12 protein-coding genes and 1 tRNA gene are annotated in these 16,487 nt (G+C 73.1%); 5 read left to right on the top strand and 8 right to left on the bottom strand.

Going from position 1 to position 16,487, the window contains the following annotated elements; all coding sequences use genetic code 11:
- Positions 1–25 precede the first annotated feature (25 nt).
- Positions 26–541, top strand: coding sequence for a DUF4232 domain-containing protein (locus CNQ36_RS19410; RefSeq protein WP_121546929.1), 516 nt, complete (start codon positions 26–28; stop codon positions 539–541).
- A gap of 23 nt (positions 542–564) precedes the next feature.
- Here the strand turns inward: CNQ36_RS19410 and CNQ36_RS19405 are convergent, their stop codons facing one another.
- Complete coding sequence (locus tag CNQ36_RS19405) at positions 565–1,683, bottom strand: DUF2786 domain-containing protein (RefSeq protein WP_121546928.1); 1,119 nt, start codon at positions 1,681–1,683, stop codon at positions 565–567.
- 86 nt (positions 1,684–1,769) lie between these two features.
- Between CNQ36_RS19405 and CNQ36_RS19400 the strand changes: the two genes are divergently transcribed.
- Positions 1,770–2,519, top strand: a complete 750-nt coding sequence (locus CNQ36_RS19400; RefSeq protein WP_121546927.1) for a Clp protease N-terminal domain-containing protein — start codon at positions 1,770–1,772, stop codon at positions 2,517–2,519.
- Positions 2,520–2,559: 40 nt separating this feature from the next.
- The gene (locus tag CNQ36_RS19395; RefSeq protein WP_121546926.1) at positions 2,560–4,251 is read left to right on the top strand and encodes a bifunctional 3'-5' exonuclease/DNA polymerase; all 1,692 of its coding nucleotides are present in this window, start codon (positions 2,560–2,562) and stop codon (positions 4,249–4,251) included.
- A gap of 25 nt (positions 4,252–4,276) precedes the next feature.
- Here the strand turns inward: CNQ36_RS19395 and CNQ36_RS19390 are convergent, their stop codons facing one another.
- The gene (locus CNQ36_RS19390; RefSeq protein ID WP_121546925.1) at positions 4,277–5,476 is read right to left on the bottom strand and encodes an RICIN domain-containing protein; all 1,200 of its coding nucleotides are present in this window, start codon (positions 5,474–5,476) and stop codon (positions 4,277–4,279) included.
- 315 nt (positions 5,477–5,791) lie between these two features.
- On the opposite strand from CNQ36_RS19390, the gene CNQ36_RS19385 reads away from it, so the two are divergent.
- On the top strand, positions 5,792–6,250 hold the full coding sequence (locus tag CNQ36_RS19385; RefSeq protein WP_163013302.1) for a hypothetical protein: 459 nt from the start codon (positions 5,792–5,794) through the stop codon (positions 6,248–6,250).
- Positions 6,251–6,257: 7 nt separating this feature from the next.
- Positions 6,258–6,503: a hypothetical protein gene (locus tag CNQ36_RS19380; protein WP_121546924.1), complete on the top strand. Its 246-nt coding sequence runs from the start codon at positions 6,258–6,260 to the stop codon at positions 6,501–6,503.
- A 140-nt stretch (positions 6,504–6,643) separates the two neighbouring features.
- On the opposite strand, the gene CNQ36_RS19375 is transcribed toward CNQ36_RS19380, so the two are convergent.
- The 6 genes from CNQ36_RS19375 to CNQ36_RS19350 all read right to left on the bottom strand — a co-directional run bounded on the left by CNQ36_RS19375 (position 6,644) and on the right by CNQ36_RS19350 (position 16,458).
- Positions 6,644–6,717 (bottom strand) — tRNA-Thr (locus CNQ36_RS19375).
- A 116-nt stretch (positions 6,718–6,833) separates the two neighbouring features.
- Entirely contained in the window at positions 6,834–8,414 is a 1,581-nt protein-coding gene (locus tag CNQ36_RS19370; protein WP_121546923.1) for an alpha/beta hydrolase, read from the bottom strand.
- Between the two features lie 104 nt (positions 8,415–8,518).
- On the bottom strand, positions 8,519–9,724 hold the full coding sequence (locus tag CNQ36_RS19365; RefSeq protein ID WP_121546922.1) for a DNA polymerase III subunit delta': 1,206 nt from the start codon (positions 9,722–9,724) through the stop codon (positions 8,519–8,521).
- A gap of 95 nt (positions 9,725–9,819) precedes the next feature.
- Positions 9,820–13,053 (bottom strand): dTMP kinase, encoded by a 3,234-nt coding sequence (tmk, locus tag CNQ36_RS19360; protein ID WP_121546921.1) that lies wholly within the window; start codon positions 13,051–13,053, stop codon positions 9,820–9,822.
- 135 nt (positions 13,054–13,188) lie between these two features.
- Positions 13,189–16,017: a type I DNA topoisomerase gene (gene topA, locus CNQ36_RS19355; RefSeq protein WP_121546920.1), complete on the bottom strand. Its 2,829-nt coding sequence runs from the start codon at positions 16,015–16,017 to the stop codon at positions 13,189–13,191.
- A gap of 243 nt (positions 16,018–16,260) precedes the next feature.
- Positions 16,261–16,458, bottom strand: a complete 198-nt coding sequence (locus CNQ36_RS19350; RefSeq protein WP_121546919.1) for a hypothetical protein — start codon at positions 16,456–16,458, stop codon at positions 16,261–16,263.
- Between the last annotated feature and the right edge of the window lie 29 nt (positions 16,459–16,487).

Below are 16,487 nucleotides of genomic sequence, written 5' to 3'. Positions count from 1 at the left end.
ACCGTCACGAACCAGAGGATCACTCATGCGCACCACGCCGCTCGCCGTCCCCGCCGTCGCCGCACTCCTCCTGCTGACCGCCTGCGGCGCCACCGGAGGCGACGGGGACGGCGACGGGAAGCGGGAGAACACCGCCTGTTCGATGGACACGGTGAGCATGGAGGTCGGTCCGGCCAGCGTCGCACCGGCCGCCGGGGACACCGGTGAGGTCCCGGTCAGCTTCACCAACCAGAGCGGGACGTGCACCGTGGAGGGCTTCCCCGAGGTGGAACTGACCGGTGACGGCGACTCCGCCTCCGCCGAGGTGCCGCCGACCGAGGGCGCCAGGGCCCAGAAGCTGACCCTGGCCAAGGGCGACTCGGCGTCCTTCACCCTCACCTACGAACGCGGCACGCGCGGCGACGGCGCCTTCGACGCCGAGAACCTGCGGGTCGAGCTGTCCGGCAGCCAGGTGTTCCGCTGGACGTACGGCCCGGTCGCCTCCGACGGCGAAGGCGGCCACAGGATCTCCGTGAGCGCCTACCAGCAGGCGGGCGACTAGGGCCTGTCGGACGGCCGGGGCGGTCAGGGCAGGTGCGGGCGGGCCCTGACCTGGGCGTCGTCCGCCGCGCGGGCGCCCTCCTCCCAGCCCGCCGCGTCGGTCACCCCGCGCAGCCGGGTGGTCGTGGTCTCCGGGAAGAGCCGGTCCGTGCGCTCCGTGACCGCCACCGCGCGGGAGGCGAGGACGGGAAGCAGATCGTCGCTCACCGGGGTCTCGGCGGCCGCCGCGAGGCGCGCGCCCACGCGGTGGGCGTAGGACGCCAGGAAGGACTGCCGGAAGGTCTTGGTCCGCTTGCGTCCGCCCGCCCGCTGCGCGGCCTCCGCCCTGGTCATCGCCGTGGTGGCCTGCACCAGCAGTGAGGTGTAGAGGAGTTCGACCGCCTCCAGGTCGGAGGCGAAGCCGACCACGGTGGAGAAGCCGAACGGTTCGTTCCACACGGCCCGGCAGTGGTTGGCGCCGGCCACCGCGTCCAGCAGCACCGCCTTGGCCTGCTCGTACGGCGGCTCCACGCCGATCCGGCAGGCGCCGGGCGTCTCGGCGGAGGCCCCGCGCGCGGCGAGCAGCGCCTCGTCGACGCTGTGTCGTGCCATCAGCTCCTGCGCCTTGGCGCTGAGGGCTTCCGCCTCCTCGGGGAACCCGGTCGCCTCCGCCTTGGCCAGCAGCGCGCGGATGCGGCCGAGCATGCGGGACTCCGGGCGCCGGTCCCGCGGGTCCGGTGCGGCCGTCTCGTCGAGGGGTTCGAGGGCGGGCAGCCGCAGCAGCAGCCGGTACAGCTCCAGCACGGCCGTGGCGTAGGGGAAGCGGTCACCGCGCGGGGCGGGGTCCGCCGCCCCCAGCTCGTCGAGCTGGGCCGTCCAGCGGGGTCCGCGGGGTGCGGGGTCGCGCCGGGCCTGTGCGCGGATCAGCGCCGCGGCCAGCCGTACGTGCACGTCGTCGAGCTCGCGCCGGACGATCCGTACGACGTCGGCCGGCTGCCAGCCGCGCTGCCAGGCGGCCGCCACGAACTCCTCTCCGCGCCGGGCGAGTTCGGCGTCGGCGGCCGGATCGGCGGCGAGCAGGGAGGCGCCGGTGTCGAGGGCGGCGTCGCCGTTGTCGTAGAGGGCGGCCCGGAAGGCGCGGTCGACGGTGCTGGACGTACTCACGGGCCGATCGTGCCATGTCCCGGGGATTCACCCGCAAGTGTCAACTTCGGGTTGACACCCCCTTACTGTCAACCTACGGTTGACACATGACGACGAACCCCGCCATCAAGTCATCCGTCCGCCTCGACGACCTCATCGCGGCCATCAAGAAGGTCCACGAGGAGCCCCTCGAACAGCTTCAGGACGCGGTGCTCGCCGGAGAGCACCTCGGCGACGTGGCCGACCACCTGATCGGCCACTTCGTGGACCAGGCACGTCGTTCGGGCGCCTCCTGGACCGACATCGGCAGGAGCATGGGCGTCACCCGGCAGGCGGCCCAGAAGCGCTTCGTGCCCAAGGAGGGCAACGACCTCGACCCGAGCCAGGGCTTCAACCGCTACACGCCCCGCGCGCGCAACACCGTGATGGCCGCGCACCAGGAGGCGCAGACCGCGCACAACGCCGAGGGCCTGCCCGAGCACCTGGTCCTCGGTCTGCTGGCCGAGCCGCAGGGCCTGGCGGTCAAGGCGATCACCGAGCAGGGCGTCACCGTGCCGGCGGTGGCGGAAGCCGCCCGCGCGGCGCTCCCGCCGGCCGTCGAGGACGCCCCCGAGCTGGTGCCGTACGGTCCGGCCGCCAAGAAGGTCCTGGAACTCACCTTCCGGGAGGCCCTGCGCCTCGGCCACAACTACATCGGCACCGAGCACATCCTGCTCGCCCTGCTGGAGCACGAGAACGGCGAGGGCCTGCTCAGCGGCCTCGGCATCACCAAGGCGGCCACCGAGCGGTACGTCGCCGACATGCTGGCGCAGTACGTCGAGACCCGTACGGAGGACGAGTCCGCGCCGGACGCCTGACCCGGGGGGCGTTGTCAGACCCCCCTGCCACACTCACGGCATGGCCGACCGGTGGGCACTCGCTCCGGCCGAGGAAGGCGGCGTGGACGTCGCTCCCCTCGGCCCGGACGGGCTGCCCGCCGCTCCGGTGCGGCGGGAGGCGGACCTCGCCGAGGCCGTGCGGAGCCGTCCCGGTGTCACGCGGTGGGTGTGGCGGTCCACCGCCGAGGTCTACCCGCGCCTGCTCGCCACGGGGGTGCGAGTGGAGCGGGCGTACGACGTCGAGACCGCCGAGACGCTGCTCCTCGGCCACGAGGGGCGGTACGGGGAGCCCCGTGCGGCCGCGGCCGCGCTGGCCCGACTGCGCGGCGGCCCCGTACCGCCCGATCCGCCGCAGCGGCACGCCGAACCGGGCGCCCAGTCGCCCCTCTTCGAACCCCGGGGCACCCCGCTGCCGCTGCCGGACCTCCTCGCGGTCTACGCCGAGCAGCAGCGGCGCACCGACGCGACCGCGCACCCGGACCGGATACGGCTGCTGACGGCCGCCGAGTCGGCGGGCATGCTGGTGGCCGCCGAGATGAACCGCACCGGGCTGCCCTGGCGTGCGGACGTCCACCGCGCGGTGCTCCACGACCTGCTCGGCGAGCGGTACGCGGGCGGTGGCGAGCCGCGCCGGCTGGCCGAGCTCGCCGACGAGGTGTCCGCGGCCTTCGGCCGCCGGGTCCGGCCCGATCTGCCGGCCGACGTGGTCAAGGCCTTCGCGCAGGCAGGCGTCAAGGTGGCCTCGACCCGCCGCTGGGAGCTCGAGTCCGTCGACCATCCGGCCGTCGCGCCGCTGATCGAGTACAAGAAGCTGTACCGGATCTGGGTCGCCCACGGCTGGTCCTGGCTGCAGGACTGGGTGCGCGACGGCCGGTTCCGGCCCGAGTTCCTCGCGGGCGGCACCGTGACCGGCCGCTGGGTGACCAACGGCGGGGGCGCCCTGCAGATCCCCAAGGTGATCCGCCGCGCCGCCGTCGCCGATCCGGGCTGGCGGCTCGTCGTGGCCGACGCCGACCAGATGGAGCCCCGGGTGCTCGCGGCGATCTCCCGGGACCCCGGGCTGATGGAGGTGGCCGGCCGGGAGAGCGACCTGTACCAGTCGGTGTCCGACCGGGCGTTCTCCGGCGACCGCGCCCAGGCCAAGCTCGCCGTCCTCGGCGCGGTCTACGGCCAGACCTCCGGCGACGGCCTGAAGAACCTCGCCGCGCTCAGACGCCGCTTCCCCAGGGCGGTGGCCTACGTCGACGACGCCGCCCGCGCGGGCGAGGAGGGCCGGCTCGTACGGACCTGGCTGGGCCGCACCTGCCCGCCGGCCGCCCGTACGGGCGACGACGCGGCGGAGGAGGCGGGCATCCCGGTCGCCGACGAGGGGACCCCCGACGGCGACCACGCCTGGGTACCGGGCTACGCCTCGACCGACGCCCGCGCCCGCGGCCGCTTCGCCCGCAACTTCGTCGTCCAGGGCAGCGCCGCCGACTGGGCCCTGCTGCTGCTCGCCGCGCTGCGCCGGACCCTGGCGGGCATGGCGGCCGAGCTGGTCTTCTTCCAGCACGACGAGGTGATCGTGCACTGTCCCGAGGAGGAGGCTGAGACGGTGGTGGCGGCGATCCGGGAGGCCGCGGAGCTGGCCGGCCGGCTGACGTTCGGCGAGACACCGGTGCGGTTCCCGTTCACCACGGCGGTGGTGGAGTGCTACGCGGACGCCAAGTGAGCGACGGCCGGGGAGGCCGCGCGGTTCAGGAGGGCTTGACGACGGAGACCACGGACCAGCGCAGCGCGCTGCCGCCCGAGTCGCCGCATCGGACCACCTGAAGCCTGGCGTCGTTCCCGGCGGAGCCGCCGCCGACCACGCTCATGCACAGGCCGCTCGCGACGTTGCGGATCCAGTGACCGCCGGACTTCGGGTCCAGCCACCACAGCTGGTTGTCCGCCCTGGACCGGGCGCAGTGGTACTCCGTGACCTTGGTACCGGGGGCCACGCCGCCGTAGTTGGGCAGGTCCATGCACAGCCCGTCCTTGCGGTTCCGGACGACGAACAGGCTCGCGCCCTGGGGCCCGCCGTCCGCGTCGGTCACCTCCAGGTCCCAGAGCTGGTTGTCCCCGGTGGTGGGCCGGCAGTTGTACTGGCTCACCGGCCCGTCGACCGAGCCTTTGTCGAAGTAGGGCAGGTCGGCGCACTTGCCGGTCGCGACGTTCCTCAGCTGCGCGTTGACCCTGGTGGAGAGGGCGTTGGCCAGTTGCCGCGGGGTGATCGCGGGGGACTTCGCCGCCTTCGGCTTCCGCTCCTCGCCGTCGGCCTTCTTCGCGGTGCCGGGCGTCGGCGGGGCCTTCACCTCGGCGACCGCCTCGCCCGAACCGGCGCGCTCCGGCTTGGACTTGGGCTTGACGGCGGCCGGGGAGCCGGACGCGTCCCCCGTTCCGCTCGGCGACGCCGAGGGGGACGGGGCCGCCGCCCGGTAGTCGGCGGCCGGGAGATCCTCGGACGTACCGGGGTCGAGCGTCGTCCCGCCGACGGGAGCCGTCCCGACGGTCCGCTCCTCCTCACGGTCCATCCCGAGTACCAGCAGCGGCACGCAGATCAGCACCGCCCCCACGAGCGCGGCGGCGGCCACCATGGGCCCCCGCAGCCGCCCTGGCGCAGCCCCCTCCCCGTCGGCACCCGCAGCCGTACTGGCGCTCGCGGTGGCCTCCCCCACCGCGACCGCCGCCCCGGCTTCCGCCCCGTCGGCCCGGGCCTCGGCCTCGGCCTCGGCTTCCGGTGCCGCGACGGCGGCAGGCTCGGGCAACGCCGCCACCCGCACGGCGACGTCCGGCTCGGCGGTACCCGGCTTCAGCCCCTCACCGGGGTCCGCGCCCGGCGAGGGCACGGAGACGGCACGGCGGACCGCCACGGAGGGCGTCGGCTCACCGGCCGAAGGCTCGTGCTGACGTGGCATGAACGCTGCTCCTCAGGACTCGGGACTCACTCAACCAACTCTGGATCACATCTGGTTGCGCCCGAACCCCCGATTTGGTGAACGTAGGGCGACACGGGCCGCGCCCCAGGATCGGGTTCTGGACAACCTGCTTCGTGAGGTTGGTAGGCATGTGTGTGCCGCGGCGCAGCCATAATGAACGTTTCTCCTGGTCAGCCGGGCTTTCTCTGATCACACATGACGGTGAATCGCGGAGATTCCTGTAACTGATCACTACGGCACGTGGTTGTCCCAGGTACTCGTCAGGAGATCACCACAAGGGGGACTGCCTTGGTCATGCAGTACGCAGCGCGCTTCACCACGGCACTGACCGCCGCGGGACTACTCGTCCTCGCTACGCCGCCCACTGCGCAGGCCGGCGCGATCGGGTCAACTCCCGTGCGCACCTTCGAGTACAGCGTGGGAGGTATGACGATGAAGGTCCCGACGGGCTGTATGTTCACCCACATCATCAGAGGGAGCGGAAGGAAGATCACGTACCAGAACGCCGGAGTCGACTGTGCGTTCGTGGCAGCGATGAGCAGCGGTTTCTGCAACTGGCGCATCGACTTCACGTACGCCGACACCAGCAACCGGGCCTACCGCACATCACGCGGCAGGACGCACAGCGAGTGCAAGATCGACCCGATGCGGAGCAATTCTCCGCAGACCCTGCCTCGTTATGGCAAGGCGTGCGCTCACCTCCATGTCAACGGGGTGCGGCGTGTGAGTCAGTGCCACCACGTCACGAAGTGATTCGTTCATGATCGAGCAGCAGAAGGACCCGCATGCGGGTCAAGGGCTGGAGACGCGGCGGCGTCGGGCCGGATACGTCGGGTTTCTCGTGGGCTTCGTCGCGACGCTGGCCTTCTTCGCCTTCTTCCCCGGACTGCCCCACGTCATCGACTGGGGCGCGATCCTCGCGTCCGTCGCCGTGGGCGGCCTTACTCGGTGGGGCTGCCAGTCCTGGACCACCAGAAGGGCAGGGCAGAAGGCCAAACACATGTGATCGCCTCGGTGGAGCCAGGCCGGACAAGCCCTGAAGTGAGACCAAGGGGGACTGTACGCGGCTCGCGCTCAGCGCCGCCGCCGCAACCGCTGAACGAAAGAGGTCCAGCTCAAAAGAACAGAGCTGGACCCTTTTCAGAGAGCCGCCTTCGGGATTCGAACCCGAGACCTACGCATTACGAGTGCGTTGCTCTGGCCATCTGAGCTAAGGCGGCGCGCCGCGCACCTATGGTGCGATCAGCAACGTCGGTAAGTCTACACAGTTTCCGAGGGTGCTTCGTACCGGCCCCGGAGGCGGGCCGGGGCCGGGGCCTCCGGGGGCGCGGGTCGGTTATGAGCAGCGCTTTCCGTCCGTGGGCGGGGTGCCTTCGAGCAGGTAGGTGTTGATCGCGGAGTCGATGCAGGCGCTGCCCCGGCCGTAGGCCGTGTGGCCGTCGCCCTCGTAGGTGAGGAGGCGGGCCGAGTCGAGCTGGCCGGCCAGGGCCTCGGCCCAGCGGTACGGGGTCGCCGGGTCCCGGGTGGTGCCGACGACGACGATCGGGGCCGCGCCCCTCGCCTCGATGCGCTGCGCCTCCCCGGTGGCGCGCACCGGCCAGTACGCGCAGTTCAGCGAGGCCCAGGCGAGGCCCTCGCCGAAGACCGGGGACGCCTTCTCGAAGTCGGGGAGGGCGCGACGCACCTCGTCCGGGGAGTCGAAGGCGGGCGGGAGGTCCAGGCAGTTCACGGCGGCGTTGGCGAACATCAGATTGCTGTACTCGCCCTTCGCGTCACGCTCGTAGTAGCTGTCCGAGAGGACGAGGAGTCCCGCGCCGTCCTTGTCCTTCATCGCCGCCGTCAGCGCCTCGCGCAGCTGCTCCCAGGCGCCCTCGTCGTACATCGCGGCGATGACGCCCATCGTCGCCAGGGACTCGGTGAGCCGGCGGCCGTCGGCGTCCCCGGTGGGGATCGGCCGGGCGTCGAGCCGCTCGAAGAACGCCTTGAGGTTCTTGCCGACCTGCCCGGGAGCGGTGCCCCGGCCGCCGAGCGGGCAGTCGCCCTGCCGGACGCAGTCCTTCGCGAAGGCGGTGAACGCCGTGTCGAAGCCCTCCGTCTGTTCCAGGTTGAGCCGGCGCGCGGGCAGCGAGGGGTCCATGGCGCCGTCCAGGACCAGCCGGCCCGCCCGCTGCGGGAACAGGCCGGCGTAGGTCGCACCGAGGAAGGTGCCGTAGGAGGCGCCGACGTAGTTCAGCTTCTTGTCGCCCAGCGCGGCCCGCACGATGTCCAAGTCCCGGGCCGCCTCGACGGTCGACACATGGCGCAGCAGCTCCGGCGCGTCCGCCCCGCACCCCTCGGCGAACCTCCGGTACGCCGTGACCAGGGTGTTGGTCTCCTTCGTGTCGTCCGGTGTGACGTCCGTCCGCGTGTACGCGTCCATCTCACGCCCGTCCAGGCACTCGACGGGCTCGCTGCGGGCGACGCCCCGCGGGTCGACGGCCACCATGTCGTACCGGGCGCGCACTCCGGCCGGGTAGCCGATGCCGGCGTACCCCTGGAGGTAGGCGATCGCCGAGCCGCCGGGGCCGCCCGGGTTCACCAGCAGCGATCCCAGCCGTTTGCCCGGGCCCGTGGCCTTCTTGCGGGCGACGGCGAGCCGGACGTCACCGGCGGACGGTGCGGCGTAGTCGCGCGGGGCCTTCAGCGTGGCGCACTGGAAACCGGGGGCGCCGCAGTCGCGCCAGGCCGGTTTCTGTCCGTAGTACGGCGCGAGCGCCGCGGGGGTGGGGCCGGGCAGCGGGGCGAGGGCCGCCGCCTCCTGCGCCGACGAGCTGGCCGTGGTCTCCGTGCCCCCGGAGGAGCAGCCCGCGATCAGCAGCGCGGCGGCGAGCAGACCGGCTGCGGTACGGGCCCTGCGGGGGGTGCGCCTTGTGTGCATCCTGCGAGCGTAACCGTGAGCGACGGCACGAGTGCTCTGTGCACACGCCGTGCCCCGTACGAGTTACGGGATCACCGGTCACGCCGCCGAGCGGCCGCCCGCGGTCAGCCCGCTCTGAGGGCCATCGTCATCGCCTCCACCGCGAGCAGCGGAGCCACATTGCGGTCCAGTGCCTCGCCGCACGCTGCGATCGCCTCGATACGGCGGAGTGTGGACTCCGGGGAGCCGGCCCGGGCCAGGCGCTCCAGCGCGTCCTGGGCCTCCTCGTTGGCGATGGCGACGCGGGAGCCCAGCTGGAGGGCGAGGACGTCGCGGTAGAAGCTGGTCAGGTCGCTCAGGGCGACGTCGAGGCTGTCGCGCTGGGTGCGCGTGCGGCGGCGCTTCTGATCGGCCTCCAGGTCCTTGATCACGCCTGCCGTGCCGCGCGGCATGCGTCCGCCCTGGGCGGCTCCGAGCGCCGCCTTCAGCTCTTCCGTCTCCTTGGCGTCCATCTCCTCGGCGAGCTGCTTGGCGTCCTCGGCTGCGGCGTCGACGAGTTCCTGGGCGGCCTTGAGCGCTCCGCCGACGTCCTCGACCCGCAGGGGCAGCTTCAGCACCGAGGCGCGCCGGGCGCGGGCGGCGGGGTCGGTGGCCAGACGGCGGGCGCGGTCGACGTGGCCCTGCGTGGCGCGGGCGACGGCGGCGGCCACGTCCGGCTCGATGCCCTCGCGCCGCACCAGCATGTCGGCGACGGCGGCCACCGAGGGCGTACTCAGGTTGAGGTGGCGGCAGCGGGAGCGGATCGTCGGCAGCACGTCCTCGATGGAGGGGGCGCAGAGCAGCCAGACGGTGCGGGGGGCCGGCTCCTCCACCGCCTTGAGGACGGCGTTGGCGGACTTCTCGTTCAGCCGCTCGGCGTCCTCGACGAGGATCACCTGCCAGCGGCCGTTCGCCGGAGCGGTGAAGGACTTGCGGACGGTGTCGCGCATGTCCTTGACCAGGATCTCCGAGCCGACGGCGGCGACCGCGCTGACATCCGCGTGGGTGCCGATCAGCGCCGTGTGGCAGCCGTCGCAGAAGCCGCAGCCGGGGGCTCCGCCGAGGGCCCGGTCGGGGCTGACGCACTGGAGCGCGGCGGCGAAGGCACGCGCCGCCTGGTTGCGTCCCGCGCCGGGCGGGCCCGTGAACAGCCAGGCGTGCGTCATCCTCGACGCCTCGGGGGGAGGGGCGTCGGCCGCCGCGGCGGTGACGAGCGCGTCGGCGTCGCGGGCCGCGGCTCCGAGCTGCTCGCTCACCCGCTCCTGCCCGACGAGGTCGTCCCACACGGTCATGGGTCAGCCCGCCCCTTCCGTCACGTCTGCCTTACCGGTTCCATTGTGCGGGCGGGCACTGACAGCACCCGCACCCGCACCCGTGGACCGGGCGGTCAGCGCCGGCGCCCCCGGCGGCCGCGGCCCCCGTCCTCGTCACCGTGGTCGCCGTCCTCGTCGCCGCGCGGGCCGAGCAGCTCGTCGGCCAGCGTCGGCAGGTCGTCCAGCGGGGTCTCCTCCGCCCAGTCGGAGCGCTGCCGGCGACGGCCGGGCGAGCCCTCCGCGTCGACCTGCGGCAGCTCACGCGTGCGGTCGTCGGAGGCGTCGTCGCCTGCGGGGCCGCCCGCCGGACGCTCGTCGCGGAAGTATCCCGGCGGCACCCGCTCCGCGGAGCCCGGTTCGTCCGCCCGCACCGCGGGCAGCACCGCGGTCTCGTCCGCGGCGCCCGGCGGCACTGCGGGGAGCACGGCCGTCTCGTCGGCCGCGCCCGGAACAGACGGCTTCGGCAGCTCGGTGGTCACCTCGGCGTCGGACGCTCCGGACCGGCCGGACCGCCGCGCGGCGTCCTCCTCCCGCACCCGCGGCAGTACGGCCGTCTCGTCGGCCGGTCCGCCCTGCGCGTTCGTCGGCGTCACCACCGGCGTCGGCACGGTCGCCGCGTCGTCGGCGCCCCGCCGCGGGGCGGGAGAGGCGGGCCGTGGCGCGTCGGCGGGGGCCTCCGGGGCCTTCGGTCCCGCCTCCGCCGCGGCCGCGGCCTGTTCGGCGAGCCGGCGGGCCTGCTCCGCGCGCAGCAGCGCCTCCTCGGCCTTGCGCTGCTTCTCCTGGCGCAGCGCCTCGGCCTCGGCGCGCAGCCGCGCCTCCTCCTCGGCCTGCTTGCGGCGGCGTTCCTCCTCCGCCTTGCGGCGGGCCTCCTCCTCGGCGCGCGCCTTCTCCTCGGCGAGCAGCCGCTGCCGCTCCTCCTCGGCACGCCGGCGGGCTTCCTCGGCGCGCTGCCGGGCCTCCTCCGCCTGCCGTTCGGCCTCGCGCCGCTGCGCCTCCTCCAGCTCGCGCCGCTTGCGCTCCTCCTCCTCGGCGCGCAGCCGGGCCAGCTGCTCCTGGCGCTCGCGCTCCAGGCGCTCCTCCTCGGCCTTGCGGGCCGCCTCCTCCTCCGCCTTCCGGCGGGCCTCCTCCTCGGCCTTGCGGCGCGCTTCCTCGCGGGCCTCGATCTCGGCCTCGGACAGCGGCAGCACCTGGTCGAGCCGGTGCCGGATCACCGTGGTGACCGACTCCGGTTCCTGGCCGGCGTCGACCACCAGGTAGCGGCCGGGGTCGGCCGCGGCCAGCGTGAGGAAACCGGACCGCACCCGCGCGTGGAACTCTGCGGGCTCCGACTCCAGCCGGTCCGGCGCCTCGGTGAAGCGTTCCCGCGCGGTCTCCGGAGCCACGTCCAGCAGCACCGTCAGGTGCGGGACCAGCCCGTCGGTCGCCCAGCGGTTGATACGGGCGATCTCGGTCGGGGAGAGGTCGCGTCCGGCGCCCTGGTAGGCGACGGAGGAGTCGATGTACCGGTCGGTGATGACGACGGCGCCGCGCTCCAGGGCGGGCCGTACGACGGTGTCGATGTGCTCCGCGCGGTCCGCCGCGTACAGCAGCGCCTCCGCGCGGTGCGAGAGTCCGGCGCTGGAGACGTCCAGCAGGATGGAGCGCAGCCGCTTGCCGACCGGCGTCGCGCCGGGCTCGCGGGTGAGGACGACCTCGTGGCCCTTGGCCCTGATCCACTCGGCGAGCGCCTCGGCCTGGGTGGACTTCCCGGCGCCGTCGCCGCCCTCCAGGGCGATGAAGAAGCCGGAGGCGGCGGGCGTCTGCTCGGGGTCGTCGCCGCCGAGGAGCGCGTCGCGCAGGTCCTGGCGCAGCGGCACCCCGGAGCGGTCGTCGACCTTGGCCAGCACCAGCGCGGCCACCGGCAGCAGCAGCGCGCCGACCAGCATCAGGGTGAACGCGGCGCCGCCGTGCGCGAAGACGAACCGGCCGTTCTCCAGCCGGTGCGGTCCGATGCCCGCGGCCACCACGGGGGCGATCACCGCGCCGAGCCCCACGAAGACCCGGACCACGGCGTGCAGGTGCTCGGTGGTGCGGACCCGGCGCTGGTCCTCGGTCTCCTGGTCGAGCAGCGTGTGCCCGGTGTTGGCGGCCATGCCCGCGCCGACGCCGGCCAGCGCCAGGATCAGCAGCACGCTGGTGACGTCCGGCACCAGTCCGGCGGCCAGCAGCGCGACACCGGTGAAGGCGAGGGTGAGCGCGAGCAGCCGGCGCCGCGAAAGGGACGGCAGCACGGCGGGCGCGGTGCGGATGCCGACGACGACACCGCCGGTCAGCGCCGCCACCAGCAGCCCGTAGAGCACGGGGCCGCCGCCCAGGTCCTTGGCGTGCAGCACCGACACGGCGACGGCGGCGGCCACCGCGGCGGCGACCGACGCGGAGGCGAGCACCAGCAGCGGCATCGCGCCGGTGCGGCCCTTGTCGTTGCCGGCGGCGCTCTTCGGGCGGCGCAGTCCCTCGAGCGGCGACCGGGCGCGGGGGGTGCGGGTGCCGGGCAGTTCCAGGAAGGTCAGCACGGACAGCGACGCGGCGAAGAGGCCGGCCGCGACGTACGAGGCGAGGGCCGCCTGGTGCTCGCCGAACCAGGCGATCCCGGTGCCCAGCAGGTTGTTGAAGAGGGCGGCGACGACCAGCGTCACGGCCGCGAGGGGTATCGCCACGAAGCCCGTCCGCAGCGAGAGGCGGCGCAGCGCGTCCATGTGGTCGGGCAGCGGCCGCACGGTCGCGCCCTCCGGGGGCGGTGCGGGCAGCAGGGCGGGGGCCGCGCTCTCCCGGCACACCGTCCAGAACCGCTCGGCGACACCGGCCACGAAGGCGGTGACGAGGAGGACGGCCGGCGCGTTCTCGGGGGTCCAGTCGATCCACAGGGGCGCCACGATGAGCAGCGCGGCCCGCAGGCCGTCCGCGCCGACCATGGTCCAGCGGCGGTCCAGCGGCCCGTCCTGCGAGGTGAGCGAGGTGAGCGGGCCGAGGAGTACGGCTCCGAACAGCAGCGTCGCGAGGATGCGCACCCCGAAAACGGTCGCCACTGCGAACGCCGCGCCCCGGTAGCCCCCGCCGAAGGACCCCTCGGCGACCGCCGCCTGAAGGGCCAGCAGGACCAGCACCAGGAGGGCGAGGACGTCACCGACCCCGCCCACGAGCTGCGCGCTCCACAGCCGTTTCAGCTGCGGTCGGCGCAGCAGGGCGCGGACGGCACGCTCGCGGGAGTCCGCCACAAGGGCGTCGTCGGGGGCCGGTTGTGGGGCCCTGGGCTGCTCGGCTCGCGTCATGCGTTCAGCCTATCGGCCCGCGCCCACAGGACCGGCACGACGCGCCTGACATGCACACGCCCCGACACCGAAGTGTTGCCGGGGCGTTCGCATTCCGAACCCTGGGCGGGACCCGGATGGGCACCCGCCGGGTCCTCAGTCCTCCGACGCGTTGGAGGCGGCCGCCTTCTTGGCGGCGGCCGTCTTCGCCGTCGTCTTCTTCGCGGTGGTCTTCTTCGCGGCCGTGGTCTTCTTCGCCGCGGTCTTCTTGGCGGCCGTCTTCTTCGCCGGCGCCTTCTTGGCCGCCGTCTTCTTCGCGGTCTTCTTGGCGGGGCCCTTGGCCCGCTTCTCGGCGAGCAGCTCGAAGCCGCGCTCCGGGGTGATCTCCTCGACGCTGTCGCCGGAGCGCAGCGTCGCGTTGGTCTCCCCGTCGGTGACGTACGGGCCGAAGCGGCCGTCCTTCACCACGACCGGCTTCTCGCTCACCGGGTCGGTGCCCAGCTCCTTCAGCGGCGGCTTGGCCGCCGCCCGGCCACGCTGCTTGGGCTGGGCGTAGATCGCCAGCGCCTCCTCCAGCGTGATCGTGAAGAGCTGCTCCTCGGCCTGCAGGGACCGCGAGTCGGTGCCCTTCTTCAGATACGGCCCGTAGCGGCCATTCTGCGCGGTGATCTCCTGGCCCTCGGCGTCTGTGCCGACCACCCGCGGCAGCGACATCAGCTTCAGCGCGTCGTCCAGGGTGACCGTGTCCAGGGACATCGACTTGAAGAGCGAGGCAGTGCGCGGCTTGACCGCGTTCTTGCCGGTCTTCGGCGTGCCCTCGGGGAGGACCTCCGTGACGTACGGGCCGTAGCGGCCGTCCTTGGCGACGATCTCGTGGCCGGTCGACGGGTCGGTGCCCAGCTCGAAGTCGCCGCTCGGCTTGGCGAGCAGTTCCTCGGCGAACTCGACGGTCAGCTCGTCGGGCGCCAGGTCCGTGGGGATGTCGGCGCGCTGGTGCTGCTCGGTGTCCTTCTCGCCGCGTTCGATGTACGGGCCGTAGCGCCCGACCCGCAGCACGATGCCGTTGTCCACGGGGAACGACGACACCTCGCGGGCGTCGATCGCGCCCAGGTCGGTCACCAGTTCCTTGAGGCCGCCGAGGTGGTCCCCGTCGCCGTTGCCCGCCTCGGCCGCGTCGCCGTTGCCGGTCCCCTCACCGAAGTAGAACCGCTTCAGCCACGGCACGGCACGGGCCTCGCCCCGCGCGATGCGGTCGAGGTCGTCCTCCATCCTCGCGGTGAAGTCGTAGTCGACGAGCCGGCCGAAGTGCTTCTCCAGCAGGTTGACCACGGCGAAGGAGAGGAAGGACGGCACCAGGGCCGTGCCCTTCTTGAACACGTAGCCGCGGTCGAGGATCGTGCCGATGATCGACGCGTACGTCGACGGGCGCCCGATCTCCCGCTCCTCCAGCTCCTTGACCAGCGACGCCTCGGTGTAGCGGGCCGGGGGCTTGGTGGCGTGCCCGTCGACCGTGATCTCCTCGGCCGACAGCGCGTCGCCCTCGGCGACCTGCGGCAGCCGGCGCTCACGGTCGTCGAGCTCGGCGTTCGGGTCGTCGGCGCCCTCGACGTAGGCCTTCAGGAAGCCGTGGAAGGTGATCGTCTTGCCGGACGCGCTGAACTCGACGTCCCGGCCGTCGGCCGCCGTGCCGCCGATCTTCACGGTGACGGAGTTCCCGGTGGCGTCCTTCATCTGCGAGGCGACGGTCCGCTTCCAGATCAGCTCGTACAGCTTGAACTGGTCACCGGTCAGCCCGGTCCCGGCGGGCGTGCGGAAACGGTCCCCCGAGGGACGGATCGCCTCGTGCGCCTCCTGCGCGTTCTTGACCTTGCCCGCGTAGGTGCGGGGCTGGGGCGGCAGGTAGTCGGCGCCGTACAGCTGCGTCACCTGGGCGCGGGCGGCGGCGACCGCCGTCTCGCTCAGGGTCGTCGAGTCCGTACGCATGTAAGTGATGTAGCCGTTCTCGTACAGCTTCTGGGCCACCTGCATGGTGGCCTTCGCGCCGAAGCCGAGCTTGCGGCTCGCCTCCTGCTGCAGCGTCGTCGTACGGAACGGGGCGTACGGCGAGCGGCGGTACGGCTTGGACTCGACGGAACGCACGGCGAACCGCGTGTTCTCCAGGGCGGCGGCAAGCGCGCGGGCGTTCGCCTCGTCGAGGTGGAGGGTGTTCGCGCCCTTCAGCTGCCCGAGGGAGTCGAAGTCGCGGCCCTGCGCGATGCGCCGGCCGTCGACGCTCTGCAACCGGGCGACCAGCGACGACGGGTCGGAGGCGTCACCGGCCCGGCCGGTCGCGAAGGTGCCCGTCAGGTCCCAGTACTCGGCGGAACGGAACGCGATGCGCTCCCGTTCCCGCTCCACCACCAGCCGGGTGGCGACGGACTGCACGCGGCCGGCGGACAGCCGGGGCATGACCTTCTTCCACAGGACCGGCGAGACCTCGTAGCCGTAGAGGCGGTCGAGGATGCGGCGGGTCTCCTGGGCGTCGACCAGCTTCTGGTTGAGCTGGCGCGGGTTGGCCACGGCCTCGCGGATCGCGTCCTTGGTGATCTCGTGGAAGACCATCCGCTTGACCGGGATCTTCGGCTTGAGCACTTCCTGCAGGTGCCAGGCGATGGCCTCGCCCTCGCGGTCCTCATCGGTGGCGAGGAAGAGTTCGTCGGACTCCTTGAGCAGGTCCTTGAGCTTCTTGACCTGGGCCCGCTTGTCCGCGTTGACCACATAGATCGGCTGGAAGTCGTGTTCGACGTCCACGCCGAGGCGGCGGACCTCACCGGTGTACTTCTCCGGCACCTCGGCGGCGCCGTTGGGAAGATCACGAATGTGCCCGACGCTCGCCTCGACGATGTAGCCAGGGCCGAGGTAGCCCTTGATCGTCTTCGCCTTGGCAGGCGACTCGACGATGACGAGTCGGCGGCCGCCCTTCGCGGTCTCGCTGGTCGGGGACAACTTCGCTCTTCTCTCCGGTCGGCGCTGGGGCTCCCCAGGCGGTCTCCCCGGGGTCGGGTCATGGTGACGCTGCGGAGTGTGACGGTACATCCCGCCCCCGTGTCAAACGGGAAAAGCCCGCAACGGCCACTCGAACGGTAACCCGACTACCACCGTTCCTGCCGCCCGGAGTGTCCAGACTCGACCCGCGCTCATGCGGAGCGCGACGTACCGGTTACTGCTCGCTGTCCGGGTTCCGCCTCCTCACAGGCGGGTGAAGCACCACGCTCCGAGGGCCAGGGAGACCATCGCGACGACCCCGGCGACGGTGGCGGATGCGACGGGACTCACACCCTGGGCGACGGGGCGGCGCTGTCGCGCGCGGGTCACGGTCCAGGCCAGCAAACCGGCCCCGAACAGGCAGAACACCATCCCCGCGAAGACAGCTGGTCCGCTCTCCATGGTCGCCCGACGCCCTCTTTCCCGTCCGC

The sequence above is a fragment of the Streptomyces fungicidicus genome, assembly GCF_003665435.1.
GTDB classification, from domain to species: domain Bacteria; phylum Actinomycetota; class Actinomycetes; order Streptomycetales; family Streptomycetaceae; genus Streptomyces; species Streptomyces fungicidicus.
This window is presented reverse-complemented; position numbering and strand designations above follow the sequence as displayed.